Genomic DNA, 23,564 nt, shown 5'->3' with positions numbered 1-23,564 from the left:
CTCGGGAATTTGCGGGCGGACCTTCTGGCAGGACCGCCCGCAAATTCATGCACCGGTTCTAGCTTTTCTGTTTGCCTGGCAATGTGCCCATCATCTTGCAGATAATGCCCAGCATGATTTCGTCGGCACCGCCGCCAATCGACACCAGCCGCACGTCGCGATAGGCACGGGATAGCGGGTTGTCCCACATGTAGCCCATGCCGCCCCAGTACTGCAGACAGCTGTCGGTAACCTCACGACCCAGGCGGCCTGCTTTGAGCTTGGCCATGGACGCCAGTTTGGTCACGTCCTTGCCCTCGATGTGCAGCTCGCAGGCCTGATAGGTCAGGGCGCGCAGGGCTTCCACTTCGGTCTGCAGCTCCGCCATGCGGAAATGGATGGACTGGTTGTTGATCAGCGGCTGACCAAAGGTCTTGCGTTCGCGGCAATACTCAATGGTTTTGTTGATGCAGGTCTCCAGCGCCTTGATTACGTTGGCCGCGCCCCATAGGCGCTCCTCCTGGAACTGGAGCATCTGCATCATGAACCCGGTGCCCTCGGCGCCGATCCGATAGCGTTGTGGCACCCGCACGTCGTCAAAGAAGATCTGCGCGGTTTCCGAAGAACGCATGCCCAGTTTGTTCAGGTGAGGGCTGAAGGAAATGCCCGGTGAGTTCATGGGCAGAACGATCAGGGATTTATTCTTATGGGGCTTGTCTTCGGAGGTGTTGGCCAGCAGGCAGATGAAGTCCGCCTTGGGGCTGTTGGTGATCCACATCTTGGAGCCATTGATGATGTAGTCATCACCGTCTTTTTTGGCATTGGTGGTCATGCCCGCCACGTCGGAGCCGGCGCCCACTTCACTCACGCCGATGCAGCCCACCATGTCGCCGGTGATGGCCGGGGCCAGAAAAGTGCGCTTCAGTTCATCGGAGCCGAATCGGGCAATGGCGGGTGTGCACATATCTGTCTGCACCCCAACAGCCAGCGGCACGCCACCACAATGGGCGGTGCCCAGTTCTTCTGCAGCCACCAGGTTGTAGCTGTAGTCCAGCCCCATGCCGCCGTATTCCTCCGGCTTCTGGATGCCGAGAATGCCGAGGTTGCCCAGTTTCTTGAATACCTCATGAATTGGAAATTCCCCGGCTTCTTCCCACTCGTCGCAATGGGGGTTTATTTCCTTCTCGACGAAATCACGGACGGTTTTTCTCAGGGCTTCGTGTTCTGCGGTAAATTTCATTCTTGTTCTCCGGTGATGTTAGCCCGTGCCTGATTTTGTTGGTGGCACTTTTTAGCTTGGGCGGCGGGTGTGTGGGACCGGCTTCAGAAAATCGCTCCTTCGGCACATCCATGTGACGCTCGGGCTCCGCCATCCATGGCTCCGCACGTTTTCTGAAGCCGGTCCCACACACCCGCCAATGTCTGAAAATTTGGTGTTACCAGATAAAGTTTGTGGCCTTTTGTCGGATTACGCCTTCGGCTAATCCGACCTACGTTTGTTCCTCTCATCCCTCCGGAAAAGCATGCTCAACAAAGGCGATATCTGCCGAGCTGCCGGAACCGGTTGGGAAACCCTTTCCAAAAATGTGCGGAGCCATGGATGGCGGAGCCCAAGCGCCCATGGATGGGCTTGTAGCGTTTTTTGGAAAGGGTTTCCCAACCGGTTCGTACTCCCAATTCAGCAGACCAATAGGCGGGCTCCCCCTAGAAGCGGCCCACACCAAAAGAATTAGGCCGCAACTGCCGAGCCTCCGCCTCACGACAGACTGATAGCACCAACGCCAGAACCCGACGCGTATCCCGGGGATCAATCAACCCGTCGTCCCAGAGTCGCGCCGTACCAAACAACGCTGTTGAACCATCCTCCAGCTTCTTGGCCGTTGCCTGCTCCAGAAAATCCAGCGTCTTGGTATCCGGCTCGATACCACTACGGCGCTGCTTGTCCTCTGCCACAATCCGCATCACCTTGCCCGCCTGGGCCGGACCCATGACCGCAGTGCGGCTGTTGGGCCAGGCGAAGATGAAGCGGGGGTCCAGCCCGCGGCCACACATCGCGTAGTTACCTGCACCATAGGAACCGCCGATCACAATTGCGACCTTTGGCACCCGGCAGTTGGCCACCGCCTGAATCATTTTGGACCCGTGTTTGATGATGCCGTTCTGCTCGGAATGGGTGCCCACCATGAAACCAGTGGTGTTGTGCAAAAACAGCAGCGGCGTACCGGCCTGGTCGCAGAGCTGAATAAATTGCGCAGCCTTGGTAGCACCCGCCGGGGTTATCGGGCCGTTATTGCCGATAATGCCTACCGAATGCCCCTCAATACGTATGGTGCCGCACACGGTCTGGTCGTCGTAGTCGTTCTTGAAATCCATGAACTTCGAGCCATCGGCCAGGCGGGCCAGGATTTCCCGCACGTCGTAGGGCTTTTTGGCATCCGCCGGAATCAGGCCCAGCAGTTCCTCTTCCGGATACAGAGGTTCGTCCCATGTCAGCTCTCGCTGGTGCGGAAGCTGTTCGTTCCAGGGCAGGGACTCCAGAATGTTGCGGGCGTGGCGGATGCCGTCGGCGTCGTCTTCGGCCAGGTATTCGGCGGTTCCGGCCACTTCGGCGTGCATCTGCGCGCCGCCGAGTTCCTCATCGGTGGCCACCTCGCCGGTAGCAGCTTTAAGCAGTGGCGGGCCGGCCAGGAACATTTTGGCTTTTTCGCGAATCACGATGACGTAGTCGGAAAGGCCGGGCTGGTAGGCACCGCCGGCAGTCGCATTACCGTGCACCACAGTGACCTGCGGAATGCCGGCGGCGGACATGCGCGCCTGGTTGGCAAAGCCCCGGGCACCCAACACGAAGATGTCAGTGGCGTAGTTCAGGTTGGCGCCGCCACTTTCGGAGAGCGATACCACCGGCAACTTGTTCTCCATGGCGATCTGCTGCAACCGCAATGTCTTGTCCAGGCCTGCGGGGGTAATGGTGCCGCCCTTGATGGCGCTATTGCTGGCTACGACCAGACAGCGCACGCCGCTGACCGAGCCGATGCCGGCGATGATGCCGCCACCGGCCTGGCTGCCGTCCTTGTCGTCGTGCATTTTATAGCCGGCCAATGAGCAGAGCTCCAGAAAGGGTGTGCCACGGTCTAGCAGCCGGTTGATACGGTCACGAGGCAGGAGCTTGCCTCGCTTGGTGAACTTTTCCCGGGCGGCTTCGGCCAGATCCAGGACTTTCTGTTCCACTTCCCGGAAAGTGTCGATATGGGCCTTCATGGCCTCGGCATTGGTTTTGAAATCGTCGGAGCCCGGGGTGGTGGTCGGTTCAAGTACCTGCATGATGTTTCCTCACTCCCCGCTCAGTACTTTTGGTGTCACCGCCCTGTGGAAGCCGTTGAACGGTTCGTTATTCTTGGCTTTGGGAAAGGGCCAGACCCGGCCGCCCTGGGATGCTCCTCCGTCGATGCGCAAACAGTCGCCGTTGACGAAGGCCGCACCGGGGCTGAGCAGAAAGCAGATGGCCGCGCTGATTTCGGATTCCGTACCCATGCGTTTAAGGGGCACGTTGTCCCCCAGGCTGCGGATCCACTGTTTCATGTGCTCCGGGTAGTTATCCATGCCGCTGGAGGCAATCCAGCCCGGCGCCACGGCGTTTACCCGCACGCCTGATGTAGCCCATTCCACAGCGGCGGTCTGGGTAAAATTCACCATGCCCGCCCGGGCCGCGCCCGAGTGTCCCATGCCGGGCATGCCGCCCCACATGTCGGCCACAATGTTCACAATGGCGCCACCGGTTTTAACCAGCGCCTGGTTGTAGGCTTCCCGGGCCATCAGGAAACCGCCGGTCAGGTTGGTGCGAACCACTGTTTCCCAGCCTTTCTGGTTGATACCGGCCAAGGGAGAGGGAAACTGGCCGCCCGCGTTGTTCACCACACCATTCAGACCGCCATGTTCCGCCAGGATAGCTTTGACTGTGGCCTTGACGGACTCTTCCTCGCGAATGTCGCACACATGGGCGGACGCCTTGCCGCCGTCCTCGAGGATTTCCGCCTTTACGGCTTCCACTTTTTCCGCCTTGCGGCCAACCAGGGCAACGGTTGCGCCAAGAGCTGCCAGTTCGTGCGCGGTACATCGGCCGATGCCGGAGCCGCCGCCAGTGACGATAAAGGTCTGGCCGGCAAAGAGGTCAGGGCTGAAAATGGATTGATAACTCATGGGTTCTTTCCTTAAAGGGATGCCAGCGCCGACGGCACCGGCACCGGGAATTCCAGTAATTGCTGGGCGAAGGCCTTGCCCTGGGGATCAATACGAAGGCTGGCGACACCGCCACCGCCCAGGCTGTGCTCCAGCAGGAAATTGAAGGCATGGAAGCCGGGCAGCGCCCAGCGGGTGACTCTGCCTTTCTCCGGGTCCAGGGTGTGGCGCATCCAGTCGGCCACGGCCGATTCGGTCAGGGCCGCCTCGATGTAGGCCGCATAGGCGGCCCGGCGGGCGATGACGCCGATATTGCTGTGGTCGCCCTTATCGCCGCTGCGGGCCCAGGCCAGTTTGATCAACGGTACTGATACGTCCGTGGATTCTGGTACTTCGCTGGGTGTTTGAGAGACAAGCTGACTGTCATCAAAGCTACCCAGGGTGTTCACCGCGACCGGTGATTTCTCACCGCCCAGATCAACGGAAACTTTAACGGCGGATTTTGGCACCAGGCAGGAATAAAGCCGGATCTTTGGCCAGACAGTAGGGCGGCCGCCTACAATTCCGGTAATGCCCGGCGCCATGCCGGTGGCAGCCTGGGCGATTTCACGGGAAAAGAGCACGAGGGCTTCTTTCTTCACGTGGGCAACGCTGATCTTTACCACCACTTCCCGGCAGCGATCGGCCCTGGCGTGGGCGCCATAGGTGGCCTCGGTGCCCAACAGTTCAACGTGCGTATCGGTGTAGTCGGCGAAGCTTTTTTGCTGAAACATCCGCGATGTTTTGGCCAAGATCGCGCCGGCTACTCGTTGCGCTTTGGCTGGTGCGTCGACGCCCGCGAGCAAAAAGGTAACAGTGCATTTGTAACCGTCGGGCCATGTGCCGGAGACCTTGTAGCTGTCGGTCGGGGGAAGTCCCCGGGCACCGGATACGGTCACCTCGTTCTCGCCGGTTTCCTCCAGAGTCACGCCAGTGAAATCGCAGACAAGGTCGGGAAGGATGTAGGCCCGGGGATCGCCGAGTTCATACACAAGCTGTTCAGCCACCGTGCCACGGGAAACCTTGCCGCCGGTTTCCGGTGGTTTGGTAATGGTGAAATCACCAGAGGCCCTGACTTCGGCGATGGGGAAGCCCATATTGTCGAATCCGTCGGCCACGTCCTGCCAGTCCGTGAAGTTGCCGCCGGTGGACTGGGCGCCGCATTCCAGTAGATGACCGGCCAGGCTGCCCTGGGCCAGTTTGTCGTAATCGGTCCAGGCCCAGCCGAATTCATGCACCAACGGCGCCAGCACCAGGGCGCTGTCCGCCACCCGGCCGGTGATGACAATGTCGGCTCCGGCTTCCAGGGCCGCGACCAGCCCCGGTGCGCCCAGATAGGCATTCAGACTGACCATCATTGGCGGCATGGGATGCCCCATGGTCATTTCGGTGGTGCCGGCGTCTGCAAGCTGCTTTTTCTGTGGCAGCAGGTCGTCCCCCAGAACCAGGGCTATTTTCAGATCCACGCCGGCTTTTTCACACAGTGCTTGCAGGGCTTCGCGGCAGGCCACGGGGTTAACGCCGCCAGCGTTGGCCAGCACCCGTATGCCCTTGGCTTTGATGTCGCCCAGTAACGGCCCCATAACCGTTTGCACGAAATCCCGGGCGTAGCCCTGGGTGGGGTCTTTCATCTTCTGGCCGGCCATGATCGACATGGTGATTTCGGCAAGATAATCGGCCACCAGGTAATCAATATTTCCCTGGTGAACCAGTTGGGCGGCGGCGGTTTCGGTGTCGCCCCAGAAGGCTGCTGAACAACCGATGCGAACAGTGCGGTTGCTGCCGGATGTGTCGAGCATAGGGTCACCTGTTGTCTGTGGATGAGTCGACAATACCAAGCAAGCGCTTGGTTTGTAAATAGACCCAATCAAGATAGAATGGAGCATCCCTATCCGCTGTATGAGACGCCCCGTGAATCAAGACGCCATCCTCAAATCCCTGATTGCCGATAACTTGGTTTCGGACCCTTCCGGTGCGCGGGGCAGGTTGCTCAGGGAAGCCGCCGGACTTTTCCGGGACAAGGGCTATGAGCGCACCACCGTGCGGGATCTGGCAGCTGCGGTAGGCATACAGTCCGGCAGTCTGTTCCACCACTTTCGCACCAAGGAAGAGATTCTCAAAGCGGTGATGGTGGAGACCATCCGGCTGAATACGGCGCTGATGCAGGCAGCTGTGGAGGCCGCAGACAACAACCGGGACAAACTCCGGGCACTAGTGAGGGCAGAGCTGGAATCCATCAACGGCCAGACTGGCGAGGCTATGGCAGTGCTGGTCTTTGAATGGCGCAGCCTTTCCGAAGCGGCCAGGGTTGAGGTGCTCGAACTCAGGGATATTTATGAAGCGATCTGGCTGGATGTGCTTGACGGTCTGCGCGAGGAAAAGGTGCTGGTCGCTGACCCCTTCGTGGTGCGTCGCATGCTGACCGGTGCGCTGAGCTGGACGGTGACCTGGTATCGACCGGACGGAGGCCTGAGCCTGGATGACCTGACCGTTCAAGTGTTGGCGATGATGGGTCTGACCAGGGAGGGCTGAGCTGCCCTGGCCTTTAATGACAAGTCGTGGTTGTTGGCCTGTTTTGACAAGATAAAATGTAAATACCTGAAATTAAAAAATAAAAAATTATTTCCTTTCCCTGCATCTGCGCAATTGGCCTGATCGGCAAACCCGTAACGGCACTGCTGCCATTTTTGTCCGACAGAAATCCCCTCAGTCTTGCGACCCATCACTAAACAAAAACAATGCAAGACAGGACAAGCTATGAAGACGCTGCGGGGACTTTTCTGTTTGCTGGTCGTGCTCATCCTGGCCGGCTGTTCGGCCAATCCGATCTATTCCACCACTGGTGTGGTACTTGCCAACTATTCCGAAGACGAAGCGACGCCCTACGTCATGCAGATGTCCGACCCCCAGATGGCCTGTGCTCTGGGCGAGGGGATTGACCCGTTGCTCTATTCCTTCTCAAGGGTGACCGACGCTCCTGACACGACCGGCTCACTGCTGATGCTGCTGGCGGGCAACTGCGCCGAATACCAGGCCTGGGAAGCGGAACTGGCCTATCTGCGGGCCGACTATGCCGGCAATGTGCCGGCGGCCAAGGACGCCCGGGAAAAGATGAAGCGCCTCAACGCGCTGACGGCTCAGCGCCGGTATGAGTCTTTCCAGCGCGCCATGGCGGCCTATGAATTTGACCCGGGCGCGGAAAAGCTGGAGTGCCCGTTTCTTTTCAACGATCAGGAAGAGCTGACCTTCCTGCTTGGGTTGCTCACAGGTATGCAGGCCATTGTTAATGACGCCAACTCCGGTGCCATGGCCGGCGTGCCCAGAAATATTGCCCCCCAAGCGGAGCGCGCCGTGCAGTGTCTGGATAACGAGAAGTGGGGCGGCCTGCCCAATGCCATTCGCGCGCTGGTCTGGTTGCTTCTGCCGGATACCCAGCCGGCGCTGGCGGCGGAGCCGTGGCGGGTACTGGGAGACAGCTCCCGGCTGGGCGTGAAAACCGGCATGCGGGCCTCCATGGCGGTCGAAGCCGTGGCGGCGGAAACCTATGGTCGTCCGGATGTGCTTGCCGATGTCATCGCGCGATTTGCTGACTCCCGCAAAGGCTTTGAAGTCTGGGAAGAATTCCGCCTGGTGGACGACATTGCCAGCCAGGTGGTCCGGTTTTCATCGGATAAACACTGGACCGCGGAATACGGTTATCGCACCCCGAACCAGCATTTCGGCCGCATGAGCCCGGAAAGAAACACGGAAAATGTCGAGACCATGAGCCTTGACGGCCTGCTCTGACGCTTCAGACAACCACAAGAAAATACTGCAGACCTTTGGAGAATACCGATGATCCGACATTCGCTGATTGCCCTGTCTCTTGCCGCCGTGGCGCCCCTGGCAGCCGCCAAAACCGTCACCATGTGCGTGTTCGACGTCATTGGCGCCAATGGAGATATGTACAACATGATCAAGGACTACGCGCTGGAAATGAAGGCTCACGGGGTCGATTTCGAGCTGCAACCATACACCGATGAAGGCGTGGCCGTGGGTGATTTCAACTCCGGCCAGTGCGATGCGGTGGCGGCCACCGATATCCGCACCCGGCCATTCAATCGCTTCACCGGTACGATCAGTGCCGTTGGCGCGCTGCCAACCTACGGAGACCTTAAAACCACCCTGGCGACACTGGCGCAGCCCAAGGCGGCGCCGCTGATGGAAGTCAATGGCTACGAAGTGCTGGGCATTGTGCCGGCGGGCGCCGGTTACCTGTTCGTGAACGATCGAAGTATCGATACCGCCGGGGAGCTGGCTGGCAAGCGGATGGCCACGCTGGACTACCAGAAAGACGCTATCCACATGGTCAACCATGTGAAGGCCACGGTGGTGCCGTCTGACATCACCAACTTTGCCGGCAAGTTCAACAACGGATCGGTGGATACCGCCTACGCCCCGGCCTTCGCCTATGAGGCTCTTGAGCTCTACAAAGGTATCGGCAACAAAGGGGGCATTGTGGATTACCCGCTGGCGCAGCTGACTATCCAGATCATTGCCCGCGACGGTGTACTGGACGACGGCACGGCCCAGAAATCCCGCGAGGTGGCGTGGGGCATGTATGGCCAGGCCATGAACCTGATTGAGCGCCAGGAAGCGGCCATTCCGGAAGATAAATGGATCCGGATTCCGCAAGAGGACATCCAGGGTTACCAGGAAATGTTCCGGAAAAACCGTTTGCAGCTGAGGGACGGTACCGACGGTGCCGGCGAGGTGTATCACCCGAAGATGCTGGGCCTGCTTAGCAAGATTCGCTGCGCCAGCAACCCGGGTGCATCCGAATGCACCGCCGCCAATCGCGAATAAAAGGACAGGCGCCCCATGAACTGGCGAGCACTGGCCGAGTCAGGCCCGAAGACGCTGTACCCTTCTCGGAAACCCGTGCACCGCACGCACGGCGTGATTCTACTGGCATTGTTGATGGTTACCCTGCTGCTGGGAATGGGCAACTCCCTGCATTCCCGGCTGCTGTGGATCGGTGAGCAGACCTGGCCGAACTACTATCTGCTGAACCCGGATGCCACCGAGCCAGAGTGTCGACTGGAGATGGACATTGAAGCCGAGGTTCAGAAACGGATCGAGGCCTACAAGCCGGACCCCGATGACCTGTTCAGTTCGCCGCCAGACCCTGAAGCCTTACGAAAGTCCCTGAACAAGAATCTGGCGCTGTGCGAGCAGGAACATCGCCTGTTCCGGGAGAACCAGAAGTATGCCACGGCGGCGCTGGGGCTTTTTAAAACCGTGGAGCAGGGACTGGCAGACTTTCTGCTGGATAATATCGAGCTGACCAAGTTTCTGTTCATTGCCATGTTCGCCCTGGCTGCGGCGGTTTCGGCGTTTGATGCCGACCACATTGCCCTGAGGTTGCCCCGCAACCGTGGCGAGTGGCGCCTGAGCCAGGGCGTTCAGTTCGCCGTGAACGGGCTGATGATGCTGTCGCTGTGGTCCTATGTCGGGCAAATTGCCGGCTCGCCGGGAAGCGAGGATACGGTGGCGCTGCAGTATGGCTGGTCCGCCGTGTTCGGCCTGTTCATGGTGATTAACCTGTACCGGTTTGTAAGGGTTCCGCAGCGCATGTTGCCGGGTGGCCTTGCCCCATCCTCTGGTCTGGTGCTGCCCCTGTACTGCGTAATGGGCCTGATCGCCATGGGCTATTTTCTGCTGATCGACGGCTACGCATCTGGGCTGGCCATCTATTTCGGCATGATGACCAACCTCTCGTCCATGTTCATTAACATTGGTCTTTACGTGCTGGTAGGCATGGCGCTGAAGCAGACCCGGGTGCCGGAGCTGCTGCTCAATATCATCAAACCCTTCAATCTGCCCGCGCCCCTGCTCGCCTCGGTGATGATCTTCGCCACTGCGTTTCCTACCGCGTTTACGGGTGCCTCCGGGATATTCATTCTGGCGGTCGGTGGTGTGGTCTATGACGAAATGCGCCGGGCCGGGGCAGGGCGACAGCTTTCGCTGGCGACCACGGCCATGTCCGGCAGTCTGGGTGTGGTGCTGAATCCGTGTCTGCTGATAGTGGTTGTGGCGGCACTGAACAAGGAAGTGACCACCTCTGAGCTGTATGGCTGGGGCTTCTGGGTATTCATCATGTCGGCATCGCTCTTCTCTATTATGGTGTGCCTGACCCAGGGTAACTGGCGGCCCAGGCCTGCACCGGGGGCGCTGTTTCAGGCGGTCAAGCAGTTGCGCCCGCTGCTGCCCTACGCCTTGGTTGGGGCGGCGGTGATTCTGGCGGTCTGGTTTATTCTGGGCCTGGAATTCAATGAATACAGTGCGCCCATGATTCTGCCCCTGGTGATGCTGGCGCTGCTGTATCTGGATGCGGGCAAAACCCGAGGACACGGTGAATCGAGTCGTGGTCGGGCTTTCTGGGCCCGCAGTACCGCCGCCGCCAGTGATTCGGCGGTGCACATCGGCGCCCTGCTGGCACTGATCGGTTTCTCCATCTGCCTGGGTGGCATTCTGGAACGGTCCGATATTGTCCATGCCCTGTTCCCCGAGGATCTGACCAGCCCCTGGGTGGCGATGCTGGTGATTGTAGTGATGCTGACGGTGATTGGTATGGTGATGGACCCTTTCGGTGCGGTCATTCTGGTGTCGGCGACAATCGCCCAGCCCGCTATCAGTCTGGGCATCGACCCACTGCATTTCTGGATTGTCTGCCTGGTGGCGTTTGAACTGGGGTATCTGAGCCCGCCGGTAGCGCTGAATCACCTGCTGACCCGACAGGTGGTGGGAGAAACCGAAGTGCTGGCCGCCGAGCGTACGGGCAGTTTCTGGCACCGATACGAGCGGCTGCTTCTGCCACTGGTGGTGATGGGGCCGACCCTGCTGGTGGCGGCGTTTGTGCCGTTGATGTTTTATGCTTTCTAGTGGATCAATAATCGCCTCCAGAGTTCAAAGTGGCTTGCCTCAGGGCCCTTTTGCATCTGACACTTCTCGGTGAGCGTATGCGCTTACACTCAGTAAAAAACTCATCGGTCGGTATGGGTTATGCTGGTGCAAAAGGCGGGAGAGTTCTGTTAATGAGGCGGGCGTCGGTTTTCGGTAACCTTTTTAAAATATGCATGACAGTGGTACTGGGCCTCTCTTTGAGCGGTTGTGGTGGCTCCGGGGGCGAGGTGGAATCACCGGCCCGGATTGCGCTTTCTGGCATCATCGAGATTGAGGCAGGTACACGCGTAGATGCTGATAACGCCGATGCACTGATCAGTCGGTCCCGGCTGACCGGAGCCCAGCGCTTGCCGGCTGAATTTATTCTGGCGGGGTATGTTAGCGATACTCAACAGCCTGGCGACTATTCTCCCGGTTCCAGCCGTTTTCAGTACTTTCCTGACACTGTGGATGAGTTTGTGTCACCGCTTAAATCTGGCTTGGAGCTCACGCTCCAAAGTTTTGCCACCAGTCTCGGAACAGCGTCAGATCTACAGATAATTGTGGAATCGCCAGGCGGCTCTGTTGTGGCTAATGAAACTGCTCCCGCAGATGGCACGCCGATTTCCTTTTCCCTGACAAGCGAGCAGGAGGGAGATTACACGATAACCGTCACCGCGCTCGATACGCCGCCTATGCTGTATAGCCTGACCTCGTCAAGGCCCGAGACATCGGGCACAACAGCTTATGACTGGCCCGAACATGAGTTTGTGCAGGATGAGGCAATTGTGTCCCTGAGCCAGTCCGGTAAAGCTGGCGCTCTTACTACTGCTCTGTCCTCCAGTGCTCTTATGGTTCCGGGCCGGCAGATTGCGCCGGGCCTCTGGACGGTTCGCCGTCCAAACGTTGCCGCAATGGGAAGCAATCTCTTCCCTGAGCAAACCCTCGAATGGATTCGCCGGTTGCGGCAAGATCCGGGCGTCCAGCATGCTTCGCCGAATTATAAGGTTCAGGCCCTGTCACCGGTCAGCGAGCCCCTTTACACGAGCAATAATCTTGGTCAGCAATGGCATTACAGCCTGATCAACGGTCCGACTGCTTGGCAGCTGGCTCCTGGTGGTGGGGCAGGGGTAAAAGTTGCCGTTATGGATACAGGCCTTTTCGGTCAGCCCGGTGACTGGCATGGGGATCTCAATGTCAATGTGTCGAATGACCTGACTGACACAGACTTTGTGTCATCAGAGTTTGATAATGACTCTGGGCCCAGCGGCCCGGACAGCAATCCATCAGATCCCGGTAATACGGTGGGCAGCAGTGTATTCCACGGCACCCATGTTGCCGGAACGGTTTCAGCGGTCGTGAATTCCAGAGGCGGTGGGGGCGTTGCGTTTGGATCGACACTGCTTCCGGTAAGAGTCCTGGGCGAGGGTGGCACCGGTTCTTCCGCAGATCTTCTGGCGGCATTACAGTGGATCCTGGGGCCGGCCGGGGGTGGGCCCCGTGCCGATGTCGTTAACCTGAGTCTGGGCGGGTTGCCTTTTATCCAGTCGCTTCAGGATGTTATTAATCTGGGCAGTGATAAGGGCATTATCTATGTAGCCGCAGCGGGTAATTCGGCAACGGATGTCCCCTCTTATCCTGCGGCCTTTAATAATGTTCTGTCGGTAAGCGCGGTTGATGGGGCGGGTGCTTTGGCGTCCTATTCCAATTTCGGGAACTGGATTGATCTTGCAGCTCCGGGCGGCGACGCCGGTCGCGATGGTAATGGTGACGGGCAAGGGGATCTGGTCAGCAGCACCAGTGCGGCTGTTGTGGATGGGCAACTGCAGGCGGTCTATCGTGGATTACAAGGAACGTCAATGGCGGCACCCCACGTTTCAGGCGTCATCGCCTTAATGAAGGAGGCCCGAGCGACAGAGGGTTCCGGGGAGATGCTGGACTTCGACCAGGTTAGGGGCTATCTCATTTCGGGCGATCTGACCCAGGCCTCCTGTGACGGTGGTTGCAGCCGGACCAATCAACTCGGCTATGGTGTCCTGGACGCAGCCAAGGCAGTACAGAAGGTGCTCTCCGGCGAGGCGACAGAGCTTTTGACCTCATCGGCGGCCGTTGTGAATCTTGCGACCGAGAGCGATCTCGCCGTTAGCCAGTCCCTGGAACTTGCGCCGCTGGGTGATTACACAATCACGATCGACAGCTTGGAAGCATCCGATCCCTGGTTCAGCGTTGATCCGGCGACTGGTCCGTCCCCGGCCACAAAAACGTCCCCCGTGCAGCTTGAATTGACTTTGAATCCGGAAAGTCTGGAGGCCGGTGCTTCTTCCCGTGGAACGCTCCTGGTCGGATATACGACACAGTCGGGGATGAGCAAAACACTAAATATACCGGTAATAGGGCAGCGCATCACCGATCAGCAGGCCCGGGATGCCGGTCGGCACTTTGTCCTTCTAGTAGAGCCGGAGCCGGACCCGGTGAGCAACGAATTCATAACCGTGGGCCAGGCGGTTGCCACGGTGGATCAGGGCAGGTATCAGTTCGAGTTTGTTCCAGATGATGGTCAGGAGCCGCAATTCCTGAACGAAATACCCCCCGGCGATTACATCCTTGTTGCGGGCACGGACCTCGACAACGACGGTTTGATTTGTCACTCCGGCGAGGCCTGTGCAGAGTACCCGGTGTCCGGGTTACGGCAGACAATCAGCGTGCAGGAAAATCAACCTGTTACCGGCCTTACAATGACAACCAGTTATTCCAGGCCGACCCTGTCCGCGAGTTCACCAGATCTGCTTCCTCGACCTGGTTTCAAAGGCTATAAGTTAATGTCCGAGCAGGATGGCCGTCCTGCCAACAATTTAAAGGCGATCCCAAATCCATGAACTTGAAAGGTTTGATTCTCAGTCATGTTGTCGCAGCGAGCATTCTAAGCGCTGGCTGTGTTTCCAATTACACGGAGACGGCTGAAGGGGCGCCACTGGCGCGGCAGATCACCGCGTCTGATCAGTGTGGTGTAGTGGCACCAGGTCTTATCTATCTGACTGAGAAGGAGGACCTGGGCCGGCTCCAGGATTTGCCCATGCAAAACCTGTCCATGAAACCACTCAACGCGCTGGATTTTGACCGTGAGCATGTGCTCATTGTAGGGCTGGGCCAGAAGCCTACCGGTGGCTATGGGCTGACCCTGGCCAATTCGCAGATTGAGAGCGACACGCTGAAGCTGACCATGATTCTGCGCCGCCCGGCGCCGGACGCGATGGTGACCCAGGTGCTCACAACGCCCTGTGCCGTGCTGGCCATAACGCCCGAACGTTGGAAGAGTATTGAGGTAAAAGGCAACGGCTTTAACACCCTGGAACTCGATCGCTCATTCAATCGTTGATCTTTCCCCACGAATCCCTAAGCTATGGCCAGTTTCATAAACTAACCCGTAGAGTTTCTTCCCGCCTATGAGCCAGAACCAGAAACAGTACAACGCGGATGCGATTGAAGTCCTCAGTGGCCTGGACCCGGTGCGCAAGCGTCCGGGCATGTACACAGACACCAGCCGGCCCAACCACCTGGCCCAGGAAGTCATTGATAACAGCGTTGACGAGGCCCTGGCCGGGCACGCCCGTCGCATCGATGTGGTGCTCTACGGGAATGGTTCCCTGAGTGTTGAGGACGATGGCCGGGGCATGCCGGTAGACATGCACAAAGAACATGGCGTTCCCGGGGTAGAGCTGATCCTCACCCGGCTTCACGCCGGTGGCAAATTCTCCCAGGGCAATTACAACTTCTCCGGCGGCCTGCACGGGGTGGGGGTGTCGGTTGTTAACGCGCTGTCCACCGAACTTGAAGTGCTGATCAAACGTGACGGCCAGTTACACCGGATGACCTTCGCCAGCGGCCACAAGGAAACCGATCTTGAGGTGGTCGACACGGTCGGCAAACGAAACACCGGCACCCGCTTGAAGTTCATGCCGGACGCCAGCTATTTCGATAGTCCGAAGTTTTCCGTCAGCCGTCTGCGCCACAACCTTCGCGCTAAGGCGGTGCTCTGCCCGGGGCTGCACGTGACCTTCCTCCAGGAACAGACCGGGGAAAAAGACGAGTGGTTCTACGAGGATGGCTTGCGGGATTACCTGCGCAGTGAGCTGGCCAATATAGAGGCCGTTCCACTGGAGCCCTTTGTGGGCAGCTTTTCCGGCAACACCGAGGCAGTGGACTGGGCAATACAGTGGCTGCCGGAAGGCGGCGAGACTGTCATGGAAAGCTACGTCAACCTGATTCCCACCGCCCAGGGCGGCACCCATGTGAACGGGCTTCGCACCGGCCTGCTGGAAGCCATGCGGGAGTTCTGCGAATTTCGCAGCCTGTTACCCCGGGGGGTGAAGCTGTCGCCGGAGGACATCTGGGAACGCTGTGCCTACGTGCTGTCCTTCAAGATGCAGGAGCCCCAGTTCAGCGGCCAGACCAAGGAAAGGCTGTCGTCCCGGGAAGCGGCGGGGTTTATATCCGGCGTGGTCAAGGATGCCTTCAGTCTCTGGCTGAACCAGCACACCGATGTGGCGGAGGTCCTGGCGGAACTGTTTATCACCAATGCCCAGCGCCGGCTGCGGGCCAGCAAGAAGGTGGCACGAAAGAGGGTGACGTCCGGCCCCGCGTTGCCCGGCAAGCTGGCGGATTGTTCCGGTAGCGATACCAACCGTTCGGAGCTGTTCCTGGTGGAAGGGGATTCCGCCGGAGGCTCGGCCAAACAGGCCCGGGACCGTGAGTTCCAGGCGGTGATGCCTCTGCGGGGCAAGATTCTGAATACCTGGGAAGTGGATTCCAGCGAAATCCTGGCGTCCCAGGAAGTGCACGATATTGCGGTAGCGATTGGTGTAGACCCGGGTTCTGACCAGCTGGAAGGGCTTCGTTACAACAAGGTCTGCATTCTCGCGGATGCGGATTCCGACGGCCTGCACATCGCCACGCTGCTCTGCGCGCTGTTCGTGAAGCACTTCCGCCCGGTTGTTGCGGCGGGCCATGTGTTTGTTGCCATGCCGCCGCTTTACCGGGTGGATCTTGGCAAGGAAACTTTCTACGCCCTGGATGAACACGAGAAGCAGGGCATACTGGACCGGCTGGCGGCAGAAAACCGCAAGGGCAAAATCTCTGTGACCCGTTTCAAGGGCCTGGGCGAGATGAACCCCCTGCAGCTGCGAGAGACCACCATGGCGCCGGACACCCGTCGACTGGTGATGCTGACCATTGAAGACGGCGACGACACCGATAGCCGCATGGATATGTTACTGGGCAAGAAGCGTGCGTCCGATCGCCGCAGCTGGCTTGAGGAATACGGCAATATGGCAGATATCGAGGTCTGATCCTTTTCAGACTTTCCATATTACTAAAAGTGCTTTAACCAGTACCCTTTATTCTTTCTAAGTGATTGGCAAAGTCGCTATCCTGCACCTCTTTAATGAAGGGGTGTAGGCATGGACTGGCAGGGCTGGTTTGTTTTAAGCCTGGCAGCAATGGCGCTGGTGCTGATGAGTGTGGGGCGTTACGGACCGCATCTTGTCATGCTGTCGGTGCTTATTGTGCTCAGTGCCACCGGTATCATCAGCGCTGATGAGGCATTGTCGGGTTTCAGCAACAGTGGCTTGATCACGGTGGTGGCCATGTTTGTCGTGGCTGCGGGCATTCACCACTCCGGCGGCGTGGATCTGGTGGTCAATCATCTGCTTCGCTCCCCCCGATCGGTCCGGTCCGCCCAGGCCCGGATTATTTTTCCTGTGGCGCTGCTCAGTGGCTTTCTGAACAACACCCCGGTTGTTGCAACCATGATTCCGGCCATTCATGCCTGGTCGCGAAAGATCGGCATTTCCTCTTCCAAGTTAATGATCCCCCTGAGCTATTCCGCCATCCTCGGTGGCACGCTAACGCTGATCGGCACCAGTACCAATCTGGTGGTGAATGGCCAATACCAGCAACTGACCGGCGACGAAGGGTTTTCCATTTTCTCCATCACCGCCGTTGGTCTGCCCGTGGCCATTTTCGGCCTGGGGATCATGCTGCTGGTATTGCCGCGGGCGCTGCCGGATCGCAAAGACCAGCAGAAATTTGGTGCGATGCGTGAATTCACCCTGGAAGTGGCCGTGGCACTTGATGGCCCGTTGGTGGGCAAAAGCGTCGGCGAGGCGGGATTGCGGGAGCTTGACCGGCTCTACCTGGTGGAAATTGAACGGGACGGCAGCGTGGTCACGGCAGTGCCCTCCGAAGAGCGGCTCCGGGGCGGGGACCGGCTGGTGTTCGCCGGTGATACCCAGGCCATCTCAGATCTGCTCAGAATCAACGGTATTGTGCCCTCCGTTCATGACGATGAGCCCAGCCTGAGCAAGGATCGGGCTGAACGTCGCCTGGTCGAGGCGGCACTGTCGCCCCAGTCGGAAGTGCTGGGCATGACCATTCGAGATGCCCGTTTCCGTGACCGCTACGGTGCTGTCGTGCTGGCTGTGGCAAGGGGTGGTGAACGGGTTTCCGGCAACCTGGGTAACATCCGGCTTAAGACCGGTGATGTTCTTCTTCTGGAAGCGCGACCGGCGTTTGTCAGTCGGCAGCGCTACGCCAAGGATTTCCTGCTGATCAACGATCTGGAAACCGACACGCCACGCCATGACCGTGCCTACCTGTCCTGGGGCATCCTGTTGGTGTTGGTTGGGCTGGCAGCAAGTGGTGTGTTTAGTATGCTCAATGCGGCCCTGCTCGGCGCGGCGCTGATGATTCTGACCGGCTGCTGCTCCGTGGGACAGGCGCAGAAGGCGGTGGATGTGCCGGTCATGCTGACGATCGCCGCGTCATTTGCGCTGGGCGCGGCACTGGAAGCGACGGGTGCTGCCGGATATGTGGCAGAGGGCATTCTGGCTGCCAGCAGTGGCCACCCCGTGCTCACGCTGGTGCTGGTCTATCTTTCCGTGTCCGTGCTGACGGAGGTGATTACCAATAATGCGGCTGCGGTCCTGGTACTGCCGGTGGTGCTGTCCATGACCACGGCGCTGGGGATTGCGCCCGAGCCCTACGTGATCGCATTGATGATGGCGGCGTCGGCCAGCTTTGCAACGCCGCTGGGCTACCAGACCAATATGATGGTCTTTGGCCCGGGTGGCTATCGTTTCATGGATTTTGTGAAGGTAGGCTTGCCGATGAATCTTGTGATTGGCGCGGTCACCGTGACGGTGATAACACTGGTTTACGGAATCAAAGCTTCTTGAGGGCGGTGTCCACGGCATTGGCGAGGATGTCGCAGCAAAGCACGTTCAGCCTGTCGTCCTCGTAATAGCCCATTGAGAGCGTAACGCACATATAGGCCCCGGTAATGCAGAGGTATGGGGCCGTTACGTGAAGCGTTCCGGGTCTGGCAATGGCCTGCCGAAGATATTGCTGGCGGTACCAGTCTGCGGAGGTGGTGCTTTCCAGGGGGCGGAACCTCGGATCAAGATTCCGGGTGGTGGTGTCTGACACCAGTGTGTCACGGATCTGAACCCCGTTTTCATCCACCAGGTAGCATCTCGACACGGACTGATGATCCAGCAGGCCAGAGCAGGCATCGTTCATCGGCTCACCCTGCCGCAGGTCATCTACCGCTCGCCGGAAGTCATTTTCAAAGAAAGACGTCAGCTGTTCCGTGGGGTCCAGGGTTACCCGGCTGCGACTCTTATAATCATCCAGCAGTCGGTCCAGATCGGCAAATTCCCATGACCGCATCTGATCCAGCAGAATGCTGGGCCTGTGAAAGTAGAAGCCCTGCACAAAATCCACGCCCGCATCAATGGAGATCATGGCCTGGTCATGGGTTTCCACGCCTTCAAGAAGGACCAGACAACCGGACTGGTGAAGCAGCGCCACAATGCCGTTCAGGATCTGGCGGGCTTTATGGTCTTCTGTAGCGCGAGTCAACAGGGTGCGGTCGAGCTTGACGATGTCCGGCGACAGGTTCCAGATCCGTTCGAAGTTGGAATGCCCCGCACCAAAGTCATCAATGGCGGTTAGGCAGCCCAGTTGCTGATAGTAGGAAACCGTCTCGCGCAGTTTCTCTGCGTCATCGGTTGGCTGCTCTACGATTTCCATCACGATTCGGTGGGGTGGAAGCCCGGTTTTCTTGAGCAGTTCCCCGAAAAATGAGTCGGCCTGGGAGCCGGTGGATACAACTCGGGGTGAAACGTTCAGGAAGAGCCAGTTCAACTGATCGTGAAAGCTGGAGTAATTGCTGATGTGAAGGTATCGGCAAAGACGATCAAGGAGCAGATTTTCCGCATCGCTGGCGGCAAGCTCGAACAGGTGCAGTGGCAGAACTGACGCATTGTCGGGATCAAACGCCCGAATCAGCGCCTCATAACCAACGACCCGTTTGTGGGAGAGGCTGAAGATCGGCTGCAGCGCAGTTTTGAGCTTCAGGCCCTGATAATCGGCGATCCAGGTGTCACCGTCCCGGGTGAGCATTGGTGAAAGCAGATCAACATCCGGTGCTGCCAACTCGTGTGGGAGGGATGACGACATGAGCTCTTCTGATTCTGATTAACGAAAACACCGGAGGCGCAGCGTTTATCTGCCCGCCAACCGATCTGTTGATCATTCCGCCCGTGAAACTGGTTCTAAAGCAGTCGCTTATCGACCATAGCGGACATCTGAACAGAAGATTGCCAAAAAGCGCATTGTATTGCCAGTTTTTCATGTAAAAACACGAAACCTGGCGTAACTGTATACAGTTGAAAAAATTGTAAAATTTAGTTGTTGCTTGGGACAACGACTGATTCGTCGAATTCGATTTCCATCATTCCATCTCTTGTTTGATTAATTAAAACCTGAATAAGGTTTTGATGATGTAGGAAGTCTATCCGACTGATATCGGTTCTCAATCCGTAAAACCCCTATCAGACCAAAGGTATAAGTAATACTGCCTAGCCTGATTGGTCAGTATTTCTGATCATGGCGTACAAAACATTGAGGTTGGTTTGTTCCGGTGAGCTTTCTACACTGCTTATGAACTGAAAGACGCGAATGGTTACAGAAAGAATGCAGATACGGAATTCGGCAAATCGATTTGGGTTGGTTGCGATTATCCTGCACTGGCTGGTGGCGATCGTTGTGATAGGCCTCTTCGCCCTGGGCTACTGGATGGTTGACCTGACCTATTACCACGAATGGTACAAGCAGGCGCCGGATATCCATCGCAGCGTTGGCATTCTGTTGTTTGCCACCATGGTTCTGCGACTGCTCTGGCGACTGTTCAACAGAACCCCGGACACCCTGCCAACCCATACCCGGCTCGAAATTGTAGCGGGGCATGTTGCCCACTTCGCGCTCTATGCACTGATATTCGTGGCAACGATCAGTGGTTATCTTATTTCAACGGCCAATGGCTCAGGAATCAATGTTTTCGATTGGTTCAGCGTTCCATCGGTAACCGGCAAGGTAGGGGGCATGGCTGATATTGCAGGGGAAGTTCACTACTACGCTACATGGGCCCTGGTGATCCTGGCAGGCATCCACGCGCTTGCCGCGCTCAAGCACCATCTTTTTGATAAAGACGACACGCTAAGACGGATGCTGGGTACGTCCCGTGATCAGCCCGGCCCCGGGCGGTAGCGGTTTAACGTTCAATGACCGTCAGGGCTTGGCGCCCTGATTACACCTGAAAGGAGATATTCATGAAAAAACTGATTCTCGCATCTGCTGTTTCACTGGCTGTTGTCGGTGCCGCGCAGGCATCAGAGCACAGTGGTACTTACGCTTTTGATAAGGAAGGTGCTCACCAGTTCATCACCTTCAAAATTTCACACCTGGGTTACAGCTGGCTATATGGCCGGTTCAATGATTTCGACGGTCAGTTTGTCTACGATGCGCAAAACCCTGCAAACAGCTCGGTATCAGTGACTGTCCAGACAGACAGCGTGGACTCGAATCACGCTGAGCGGGATAAGCACATACGCTCTGACGACTTCTTGAACGTTGATGAGTTCCCGGAAGCTACCTTCACAAGCAAGCGTGTTGAAGTAGACGGGGAAGGTGAAGCGGACATCATTGGCGACCTGACCCTGCACGGTGTGACCAAGGAAATCACCCTGGACGCCGAGATGATCGGTCATGGCGCCGACCCTTGGGGCGGCTATCGTATGGGGTTCAAGGCCGAAACCGAATTCCGGCTGGACGATTTTGGTATTCCGTACCAGAAACTGGGCGAAGCCTCCAGGACGGTCGAAATGATCATTTCCGTGGAAGGCATCCGCCAGTAAAACACGGCTTGTGAGTAATGGGAAAAGCCATGCCCCGGTCCGGGGCATGGCTTTTTTTATACCTTGAAGCGACCCGTCTGCTGGCGCAGTTCGTCGGCGAACTCATCCAGAGTGGCGCTGATACTGGTTATATTCTTTGACCGCCGGGAGCTTTCGGTGGCCAGTTCGTTGATATTGACGATGTTGCGGTTTATTTCGTCAACCACCTGGGTCTGCTCCTCGGTTGCCGAGGCAACGCTGGAATTCACATCCATAATGTCGTTCATCGACTCGAGAATAACCTTGAGTTCCTTCTCGGCGTCGGTGGCCAGCCTCTGGGCTTCCCCGGCTTGCTCGCTGCCTGTCTCCATCACGTTCACGATGTCTGATACGCCGGTCTGAAGCGTTGAAATCATGCGCTGTATGTCTTCTGTGGATTGTTGTGTGCGCTGGGCCAGGGTTCGCACTTCATCCGCCACAACCGCGAAACCACGACCCTGTTCTCCGGCCCGGGCGGCTTCTATCGCTGCGTTGAGTGCCAGCAGGTTGGTCTGTTCAGCGACGCCCCGGATGACATCCAGAACCGACGTGATGTTTTCCGAATCTGCGGATAGTTTCCGTATCACGTCCACCGCTTTCAGGATCTGTTCAGCCAGTGTCTGAACCTGGGCCGAGGACTGGTGGATGATGCGGCCGCCGTTTTCGCTGGTCTCCTGGGCATGACGGGTGACGTCAGCCGCTCTGGACGCGTTTCCGGCCACCTCTTCGATAGCGCTCTGCATCTGGTTCATTGCGGTGGCGACCATGGATATCAGGTCACTCTGGCGGGTCACACCATCGTTGTTGTCACGGGCGGTGGTCGACAACTGCCGGGCTTCATTGCCGAGATTCTCGCTGAGGGTCTGAATCGAACCGATCATGCCCTGGAGGTTCGTCAGCACCTGATTGAAGCTGATGGCCAGCCGGCCCAGATCGTCGTCGGTTTCCACCGGCACGCGCTGGGTCAGATCACCTTCGCCCTTGGCGATGTTATCAAGCTGGTCTTTCAGGTTTTTGATCGAGCGGACAATCATCCGGAGAAGCAGAATGAACAGGATAACGCACACAAGAACCGTAATCAGACTGACAACTAAAATGAATACGGAGCGCGCCAACGCCTCTTCGGATGCGTGGTCGGCCGCTATCTTCGCCTGTTCATCGGCATGGGCGCCGACCACATCGAAATAGTTGCGCAGGTCATCAAAAGCGGCCTGGCTCTCGCCCTTGAGAACGGATTGTGAGGCCTGTCGTGCACCGGATTCCGCCAACTCAAGGGACCGCTCCGCGGCGGTCATCCAGCGGGCATAGGCTGATTCAAAGCCTTCTATTTTCGCATCCACGCCTGTGCCCTCAAGGCGCTGGACCGCAGATTTCATTCGTTCTAGCGCCTGCACGGCGTTTTCCTGGAAGGCTTCCCGCTGGCCATTGGTTTCTCTTCCCAGGCCCGCGGCGTCAACAAACGCATTCTGGGCAACCAGCGCCTGGTAGAGATCCCGATCTGCGTTGAGAACTTCGCTGATAGCGGGGAGCATATTGCCGGCGATGTCATCCGTGTCGGCTAACAGATCCCGGAAAGTGAGGGCGCTTACGATTCCGACTATGAGGAGGGCGATGGCAGTGAGAGCAAAAGGCAGACAGATCTTGGCGCGAAGCCCCAGAGCTTTATTCAGGTTCATCGTGCAGTCTCCTGTTGGCGAGCCGGTCGGATCCGGTAACTACAGGATAGCAGTGAACCCCCTTATGTCACGTACGCAATACAGCTTTTGACTTTATGTTCCCTGTGCAACCAGGGTCTCAGGTAGTGCGTTCTTTCTCATATCGGCCAGGATCGCCGTTACGGCAGAGATGGCAGCGTCGCCAGAACTGGGCGAAGAAAATCACCAGTCCGATGAGGGAGACCGCCCAGAGATAGGTTTCCGCAATCTGGAAAGACCCGCTGATGGCAAACTCGATCAGCAGCATCAGAGCAAGAGCAAGTCCGGCGTTGATGGTCGCCGTCACCAGTGCTTGTCCGCAGGCTTTGAGTTCGGGTTTCATAGATCTCCGCAGAGGCGTGTCTGGTTGAGTGAACGGTCCGGTGTCGAAACCACCGTAAGGATTTGTAACGCACAATACGATGAGGGTCGTGAACGCTCCATGCGGGAATTCCGCTATTGGAATCGAAAGAGGGTGTTG

At 57.9% G+C, this 23,564-nt stretch carries 17 protein-coding genes; 10 read left to right on the top strand and 7 right to left on the bottom strand.

Translation table 11 applies throughout. The features are described from left to right. Window positions 1–58 precede the first annotated feature (58 nt). From FPL19_RS01610 to FPL19_RS01595, 4 genes are all read right to left on the bottom strand, one after another. Window positions 59–1,219: an acyl-CoA dehydrogenase family protein gene (locus tag FPL19_RS01610; protein WP_150909965.1), complete on the bottom strand. Its 1,161-nt coding sequence runs from the start codon at window positions 1,217–1,219 to the stop codon at window positions 59–61. A 464-nt stretch (window positions 1,220–1,683) separates the two neighbouring features. Then, complete coding sequence (locus FPL19_RS01605) at window positions 1,684–3,300, bottom strand: acyl-CoA carboxylase subunit beta (protein ID WP_150909963.1); 1,617 nt, start codon at window positions 3,298–3,300, stop codon at window positions 1,684–1,686. 9 nt (window positions 3,301–3,309) lie between these two features. After that, entirely contained in the window at window positions 3,310–4,176 is an 867-nt protein-coding gene (locus tag FPL19_RS01600) for an SDR family oxidoreductase (RefSeq protein ID WP_150909961.1), read from the bottom strand. An 11-nt stretch (window positions 4,177–4,187) separates the two neighbouring features. Next, complete coding sequence (locus FPL19_RS01595; RefSeq protein WP_150909959.1) at window positions 4,188–5,993, bottom strand: acyclic terpene utilization AtuA family protein; 1,806 nt, start codon at window positions 5,991–5,993, stop codon at window positions 4,188–4,190. A 112-nt stretch (window positions 5,994–6,105) separates the two neighbouring features. Between FPL19_RS01595 and FPL19_RS01590 the strand changes: the two genes are divergently transcribed. The 8 genes from FPL19_RS01590 to FPL19_RS01555 all read left to right on the top strand — a co-directional run bounded on the left by FPL19_RS01590 (window position 6,106) and on the right by FPL19_RS01555 (window position 18,350). Continuing rightward, on the top strand, window positions 6,106–6,726 hold the full coding sequence (locus tag FPL19_RS01590; protein ID WP_225314253.1) for a TetR/AcrR family transcriptional regulator: 621 nt from the start codon (window positions 6,106–6,108) through the stop codon (window positions 6,724–6,726). A 225-nt stretch (window positions 6,727–6,951) separates the two neighbouring features. Then, complete coding sequence (locus FPL19_RS01585) at window positions 6,952–7,980, top strand: hypothetical protein (RefSeq protein ID WP_225314252.1); 1,029 nt, start codon at window positions 6,952–6,954, stop codon at window positions 7,978–7,980. 48 nt (window positions 7,981–8,028) lie between these two features. Beyond that, window positions 8,029–9,039 (top strand): putative solute-binding protein, encoded by a 1,011-nt coding sequence (locus FPL19_RS01580; RefSeq protein ID WP_150909956.1) that lies wholly within the window; start codon window positions 8,029–8,031, stop codon window positions 9,037–9,039. A gap of 15 nt (window positions 9,040–9,054) precedes the next feature. Further along, window positions 9,055–11,118 carry a TRAP transporter large permease subunit gene (locus FPL19_RS01575; RefSeq protein ID WP_150909954.1) on the top strand — a complete coding sequence of 688 codons (2,064 nt, stop codon included), beginning with the start codon at window positions 9,055–9,057 and terminating at the stop codon, window positions 11,116–11,118. A 194-nt stretch (window positions 11,119–11,312) separates the two neighbouring features. Further along, window positions 11,313–13,994, top strand: coding sequence for a S8 family serine peptidase (locus FPL19_RS01570; protein WP_191965195.1), 2,682 nt, complete (start codon window positions 11,313–11,315; stop codon window positions 13,992–13,994). Continuing rightward, window positions 13,991–14,494, top strand: a complete 504-nt coding sequence (locus FPL19_RS01565) for a protease complex subunit PrcB family protein (protein ID WP_150909950.1) — start codon at window positions 13,991–13,993, stop codon at window positions 14,492–14,494. The genes FPL19_RS01570 and FPL19_RS01565 overlap by 4 nt, the downstream gene beginning before the upstream one ends. Before the next feature lie 67 nt (window positions 14,495–14,561). Further along, window positions 14,562–16,463: a DNA topoisomerase IV subunit B gene (gene parE, locus FPL19_RS01560; RefSeq protein WP_150909948.1), complete on the top strand. Its 1,902-nt coding sequence runs from the start codon at window positions 14,562–14,564 to the stop codon at window positions 16,461–16,463. Window positions 16,464–16,574: 111 nt separating this feature from the next. Then, complete coding sequence (locus FPL19_RS01555) at window positions 16,575–18,350, top strand: SLC13 family permease (RefSeq protein WP_150909946.1); 1,776 nt, start codon at window positions 16,575–16,577, stop codon at window positions 18,348–18,350. Here FPL19_RS01555 and FPL19_RS01550 read toward each other — a convergent pair. Further along, window positions 18,337–19,635: an EAL domain-containing protein gene (locus FPL19_RS01550; RefSeq protein WP_150909944.1), complete on the bottom strand. Its 1,299-nt coding sequence runs from the start codon at window positions 19,633–19,635 to the stop codon at window positions 18,337–18,339. The genes FPL19_RS01555 and FPL19_RS01550 overlap by 14 nt on opposite strands. 516 nt (window positions 19,636–20,151) lie before the next feature. Here FPL19_RS01550 and FPL19_RS01545 point away from each other — a divergent pair. Both FPL19_RS01545 and FPL19_RS01540 read left to right on the top strand, forming a co-directional pair. Next, window positions 20,152–20,724 (top strand): cytochrome b, encoded by a 573-nt coding sequence (locus FPL19_RS01545; RefSeq protein ID WP_150909942.1) that lies wholly within the window; start codon window positions 20,152–20,154, stop codon window positions 20,722–20,724. A 62-nt stretch (window positions 20,725–20,786) separates the two neighbouring features. After that, window positions 20,787–21,371, top strand: a complete 585-nt coding sequence (locus FPL19_RS01540) for a YceI family protein (RefSeq protein WP_150909940.1) — start codon at window positions 20,787–20,789, stop codon at window positions 21,369–21,371. A gap of 56 nt (window positions 21,372–21,427) precedes the next feature. Here the strand turns inward: FPL19_RS01540 and FPL19_RS01535 are convergent, their stop codons facing one another. Both FPL19_RS01535 and FPL19_RS01530 read right to left on the bottom strand, forming a co-directional pair. Beyond that, window positions 21,428–23,065, bottom strand: a complete 1,638-nt coding sequence (locus FPL19_RS01535) for a methyl-accepting chemotaxis protein (protein ID WP_150909939.1) — start codon at window positions 23,063–23,065, stop codon at window positions 21,428–21,430. A 118-nt stretch (window positions 23,066–23,183) separates the two neighbouring features. Then, window positions 23,184–23,426, bottom strand: a complete 243-nt coding sequence (locus FPL19_RS01530; protein ID WP_150909937.1) for a hypothetical protein — start codon at window positions 23,424–23,426, stop codon at window positions 23,184–23,186. Between the last annotated feature and the right edge of the window lie 138 nt (window positions 23,427–23,564).

The organism is Marinobacter halotolerans (genome assembly GCF_008795985.1).
GTDB lineage: Bacteria > Pseudomonadota > Gammaproteobacteria > Pseudomonadales > Oleiphilaceae > Marinobacter > Marinobacter halotolerans.
Note: the sequence above shows the minus strand (reverse complement) of the source record. Positions and strands in the feature narration are given on the sequence as shown.

Bases quoted from the DNA above. Each gene is read 5' to 3' on its own strand.
- FPL19_RS01610 (WP_150909965.1), bottom strand. From the start codon at position 1,219: ATGAAATTTACCGCAGAACACGAAGCCCTGAGAAAAACCGTCCGTGAT.
- FPL19_RS01605 (WP_150909963.1), bottom strand. From the start codon at position 3,300: ATGCAGGTACTTGAACCGACCACCACCCCGGGCTCCGACGATTTCAAA.
- FPL19_RS01600 (WP_150909961.1), bottom strand. From the start codon at position 4,176: ATGAGTTATCAATCCATTTTCAGCCCTGACCTCTTTGCCGGCCAGACC.
- FPL19_RS01595 (WP_150909959.1), bottom strand. From the start codon at position 5,993: ATGCTCGACACATCCGGCAGCAACCGCACTGTTCGCATCGGTTGTTCA.
- FPL19_RS01585 (WP_225314252.1), top strand. From the start codon at position 6,952: ATGAAGACGCTGCGGGGACTTTTCTGTTTGCTGGTCGTGCTCATCCTG.
- FPL19_RS01580 (WP_150909956.1), top strand. From the start codon at position 8,029: ATGATCCGACATTCGCTGATTGCCCTGTCTCTTGCCGCCGTGGCGCCC.
- FPL19_RS01575 (WP_150909954.1), top strand. From the start codon at position 9,055: ATGAACTGGCGAGCACTGGCCGAGTCAGGCCCGAAGACGCTGTACCCT.
- FPL19_RS01570 (WP_191965195.1), top strand. From the start codon at position 11,313: ATGACAGTGGTACTGGGCCTCTCTTTGAGCGGTTGTGGTGGCTCCGGG.
- FPL19_RS01565 (WP_150909950.1), top strand. From the start codon at position 13,991: ATGAACTTGAAAGGTTTGATTCTCAGTCATGTTGTCGCAGCGAGCATT.
- parE (WP_150909948.1), top strand. From the start codon at position 14,562: ATGAGCCAGAACCAGAAACAGTACAACGCGGATGCGATTGAAGTCCTC.
- FPL19_RS01555 (WP_150909946.1), top strand. From the start codon at position 16,575: ATGGACTGGCAGGGCTGGTTTGTTTTAAGCCTGGCAGCAATGGCGCTG.
- FPL19_RS01550 (WP_150909944.1), bottom strand. From the start codon at position 19,635: ATGTCGTCATCCCTCCCACACGAGTTGGCAGCACCGGATGTTGATCTG.
- FPL19_RS01545 (WP_150909942.1), top strand. From the start codon at position 20,152: ATGCAGATACGGAATTCGGCAAATCGATTTGGGTTGGTTGCGATTATC.
- FPL19_RS01540 (WP_150909940.1), top strand. From the start codon at position 20,787: ATGAAAAAACTGATTCTCGCATCTGCTGTTTCACTGGCTGTTGTCGGT.
- FPL19_RS01535 (WP_150909939.1), bottom strand. From the start codon at position 23,065: ATGAACCTGAATAAAGCTCTGGGGCTTCGCGCCAAGATCTGTCTGCCT.
- FPL19_RS01530 (WP_150909937.1), bottom strand. From the start codon at position 23,426: ATGAAACCCGAACTCAAAGCCTGCGGACAAGCACTGGTGACGGCGACC.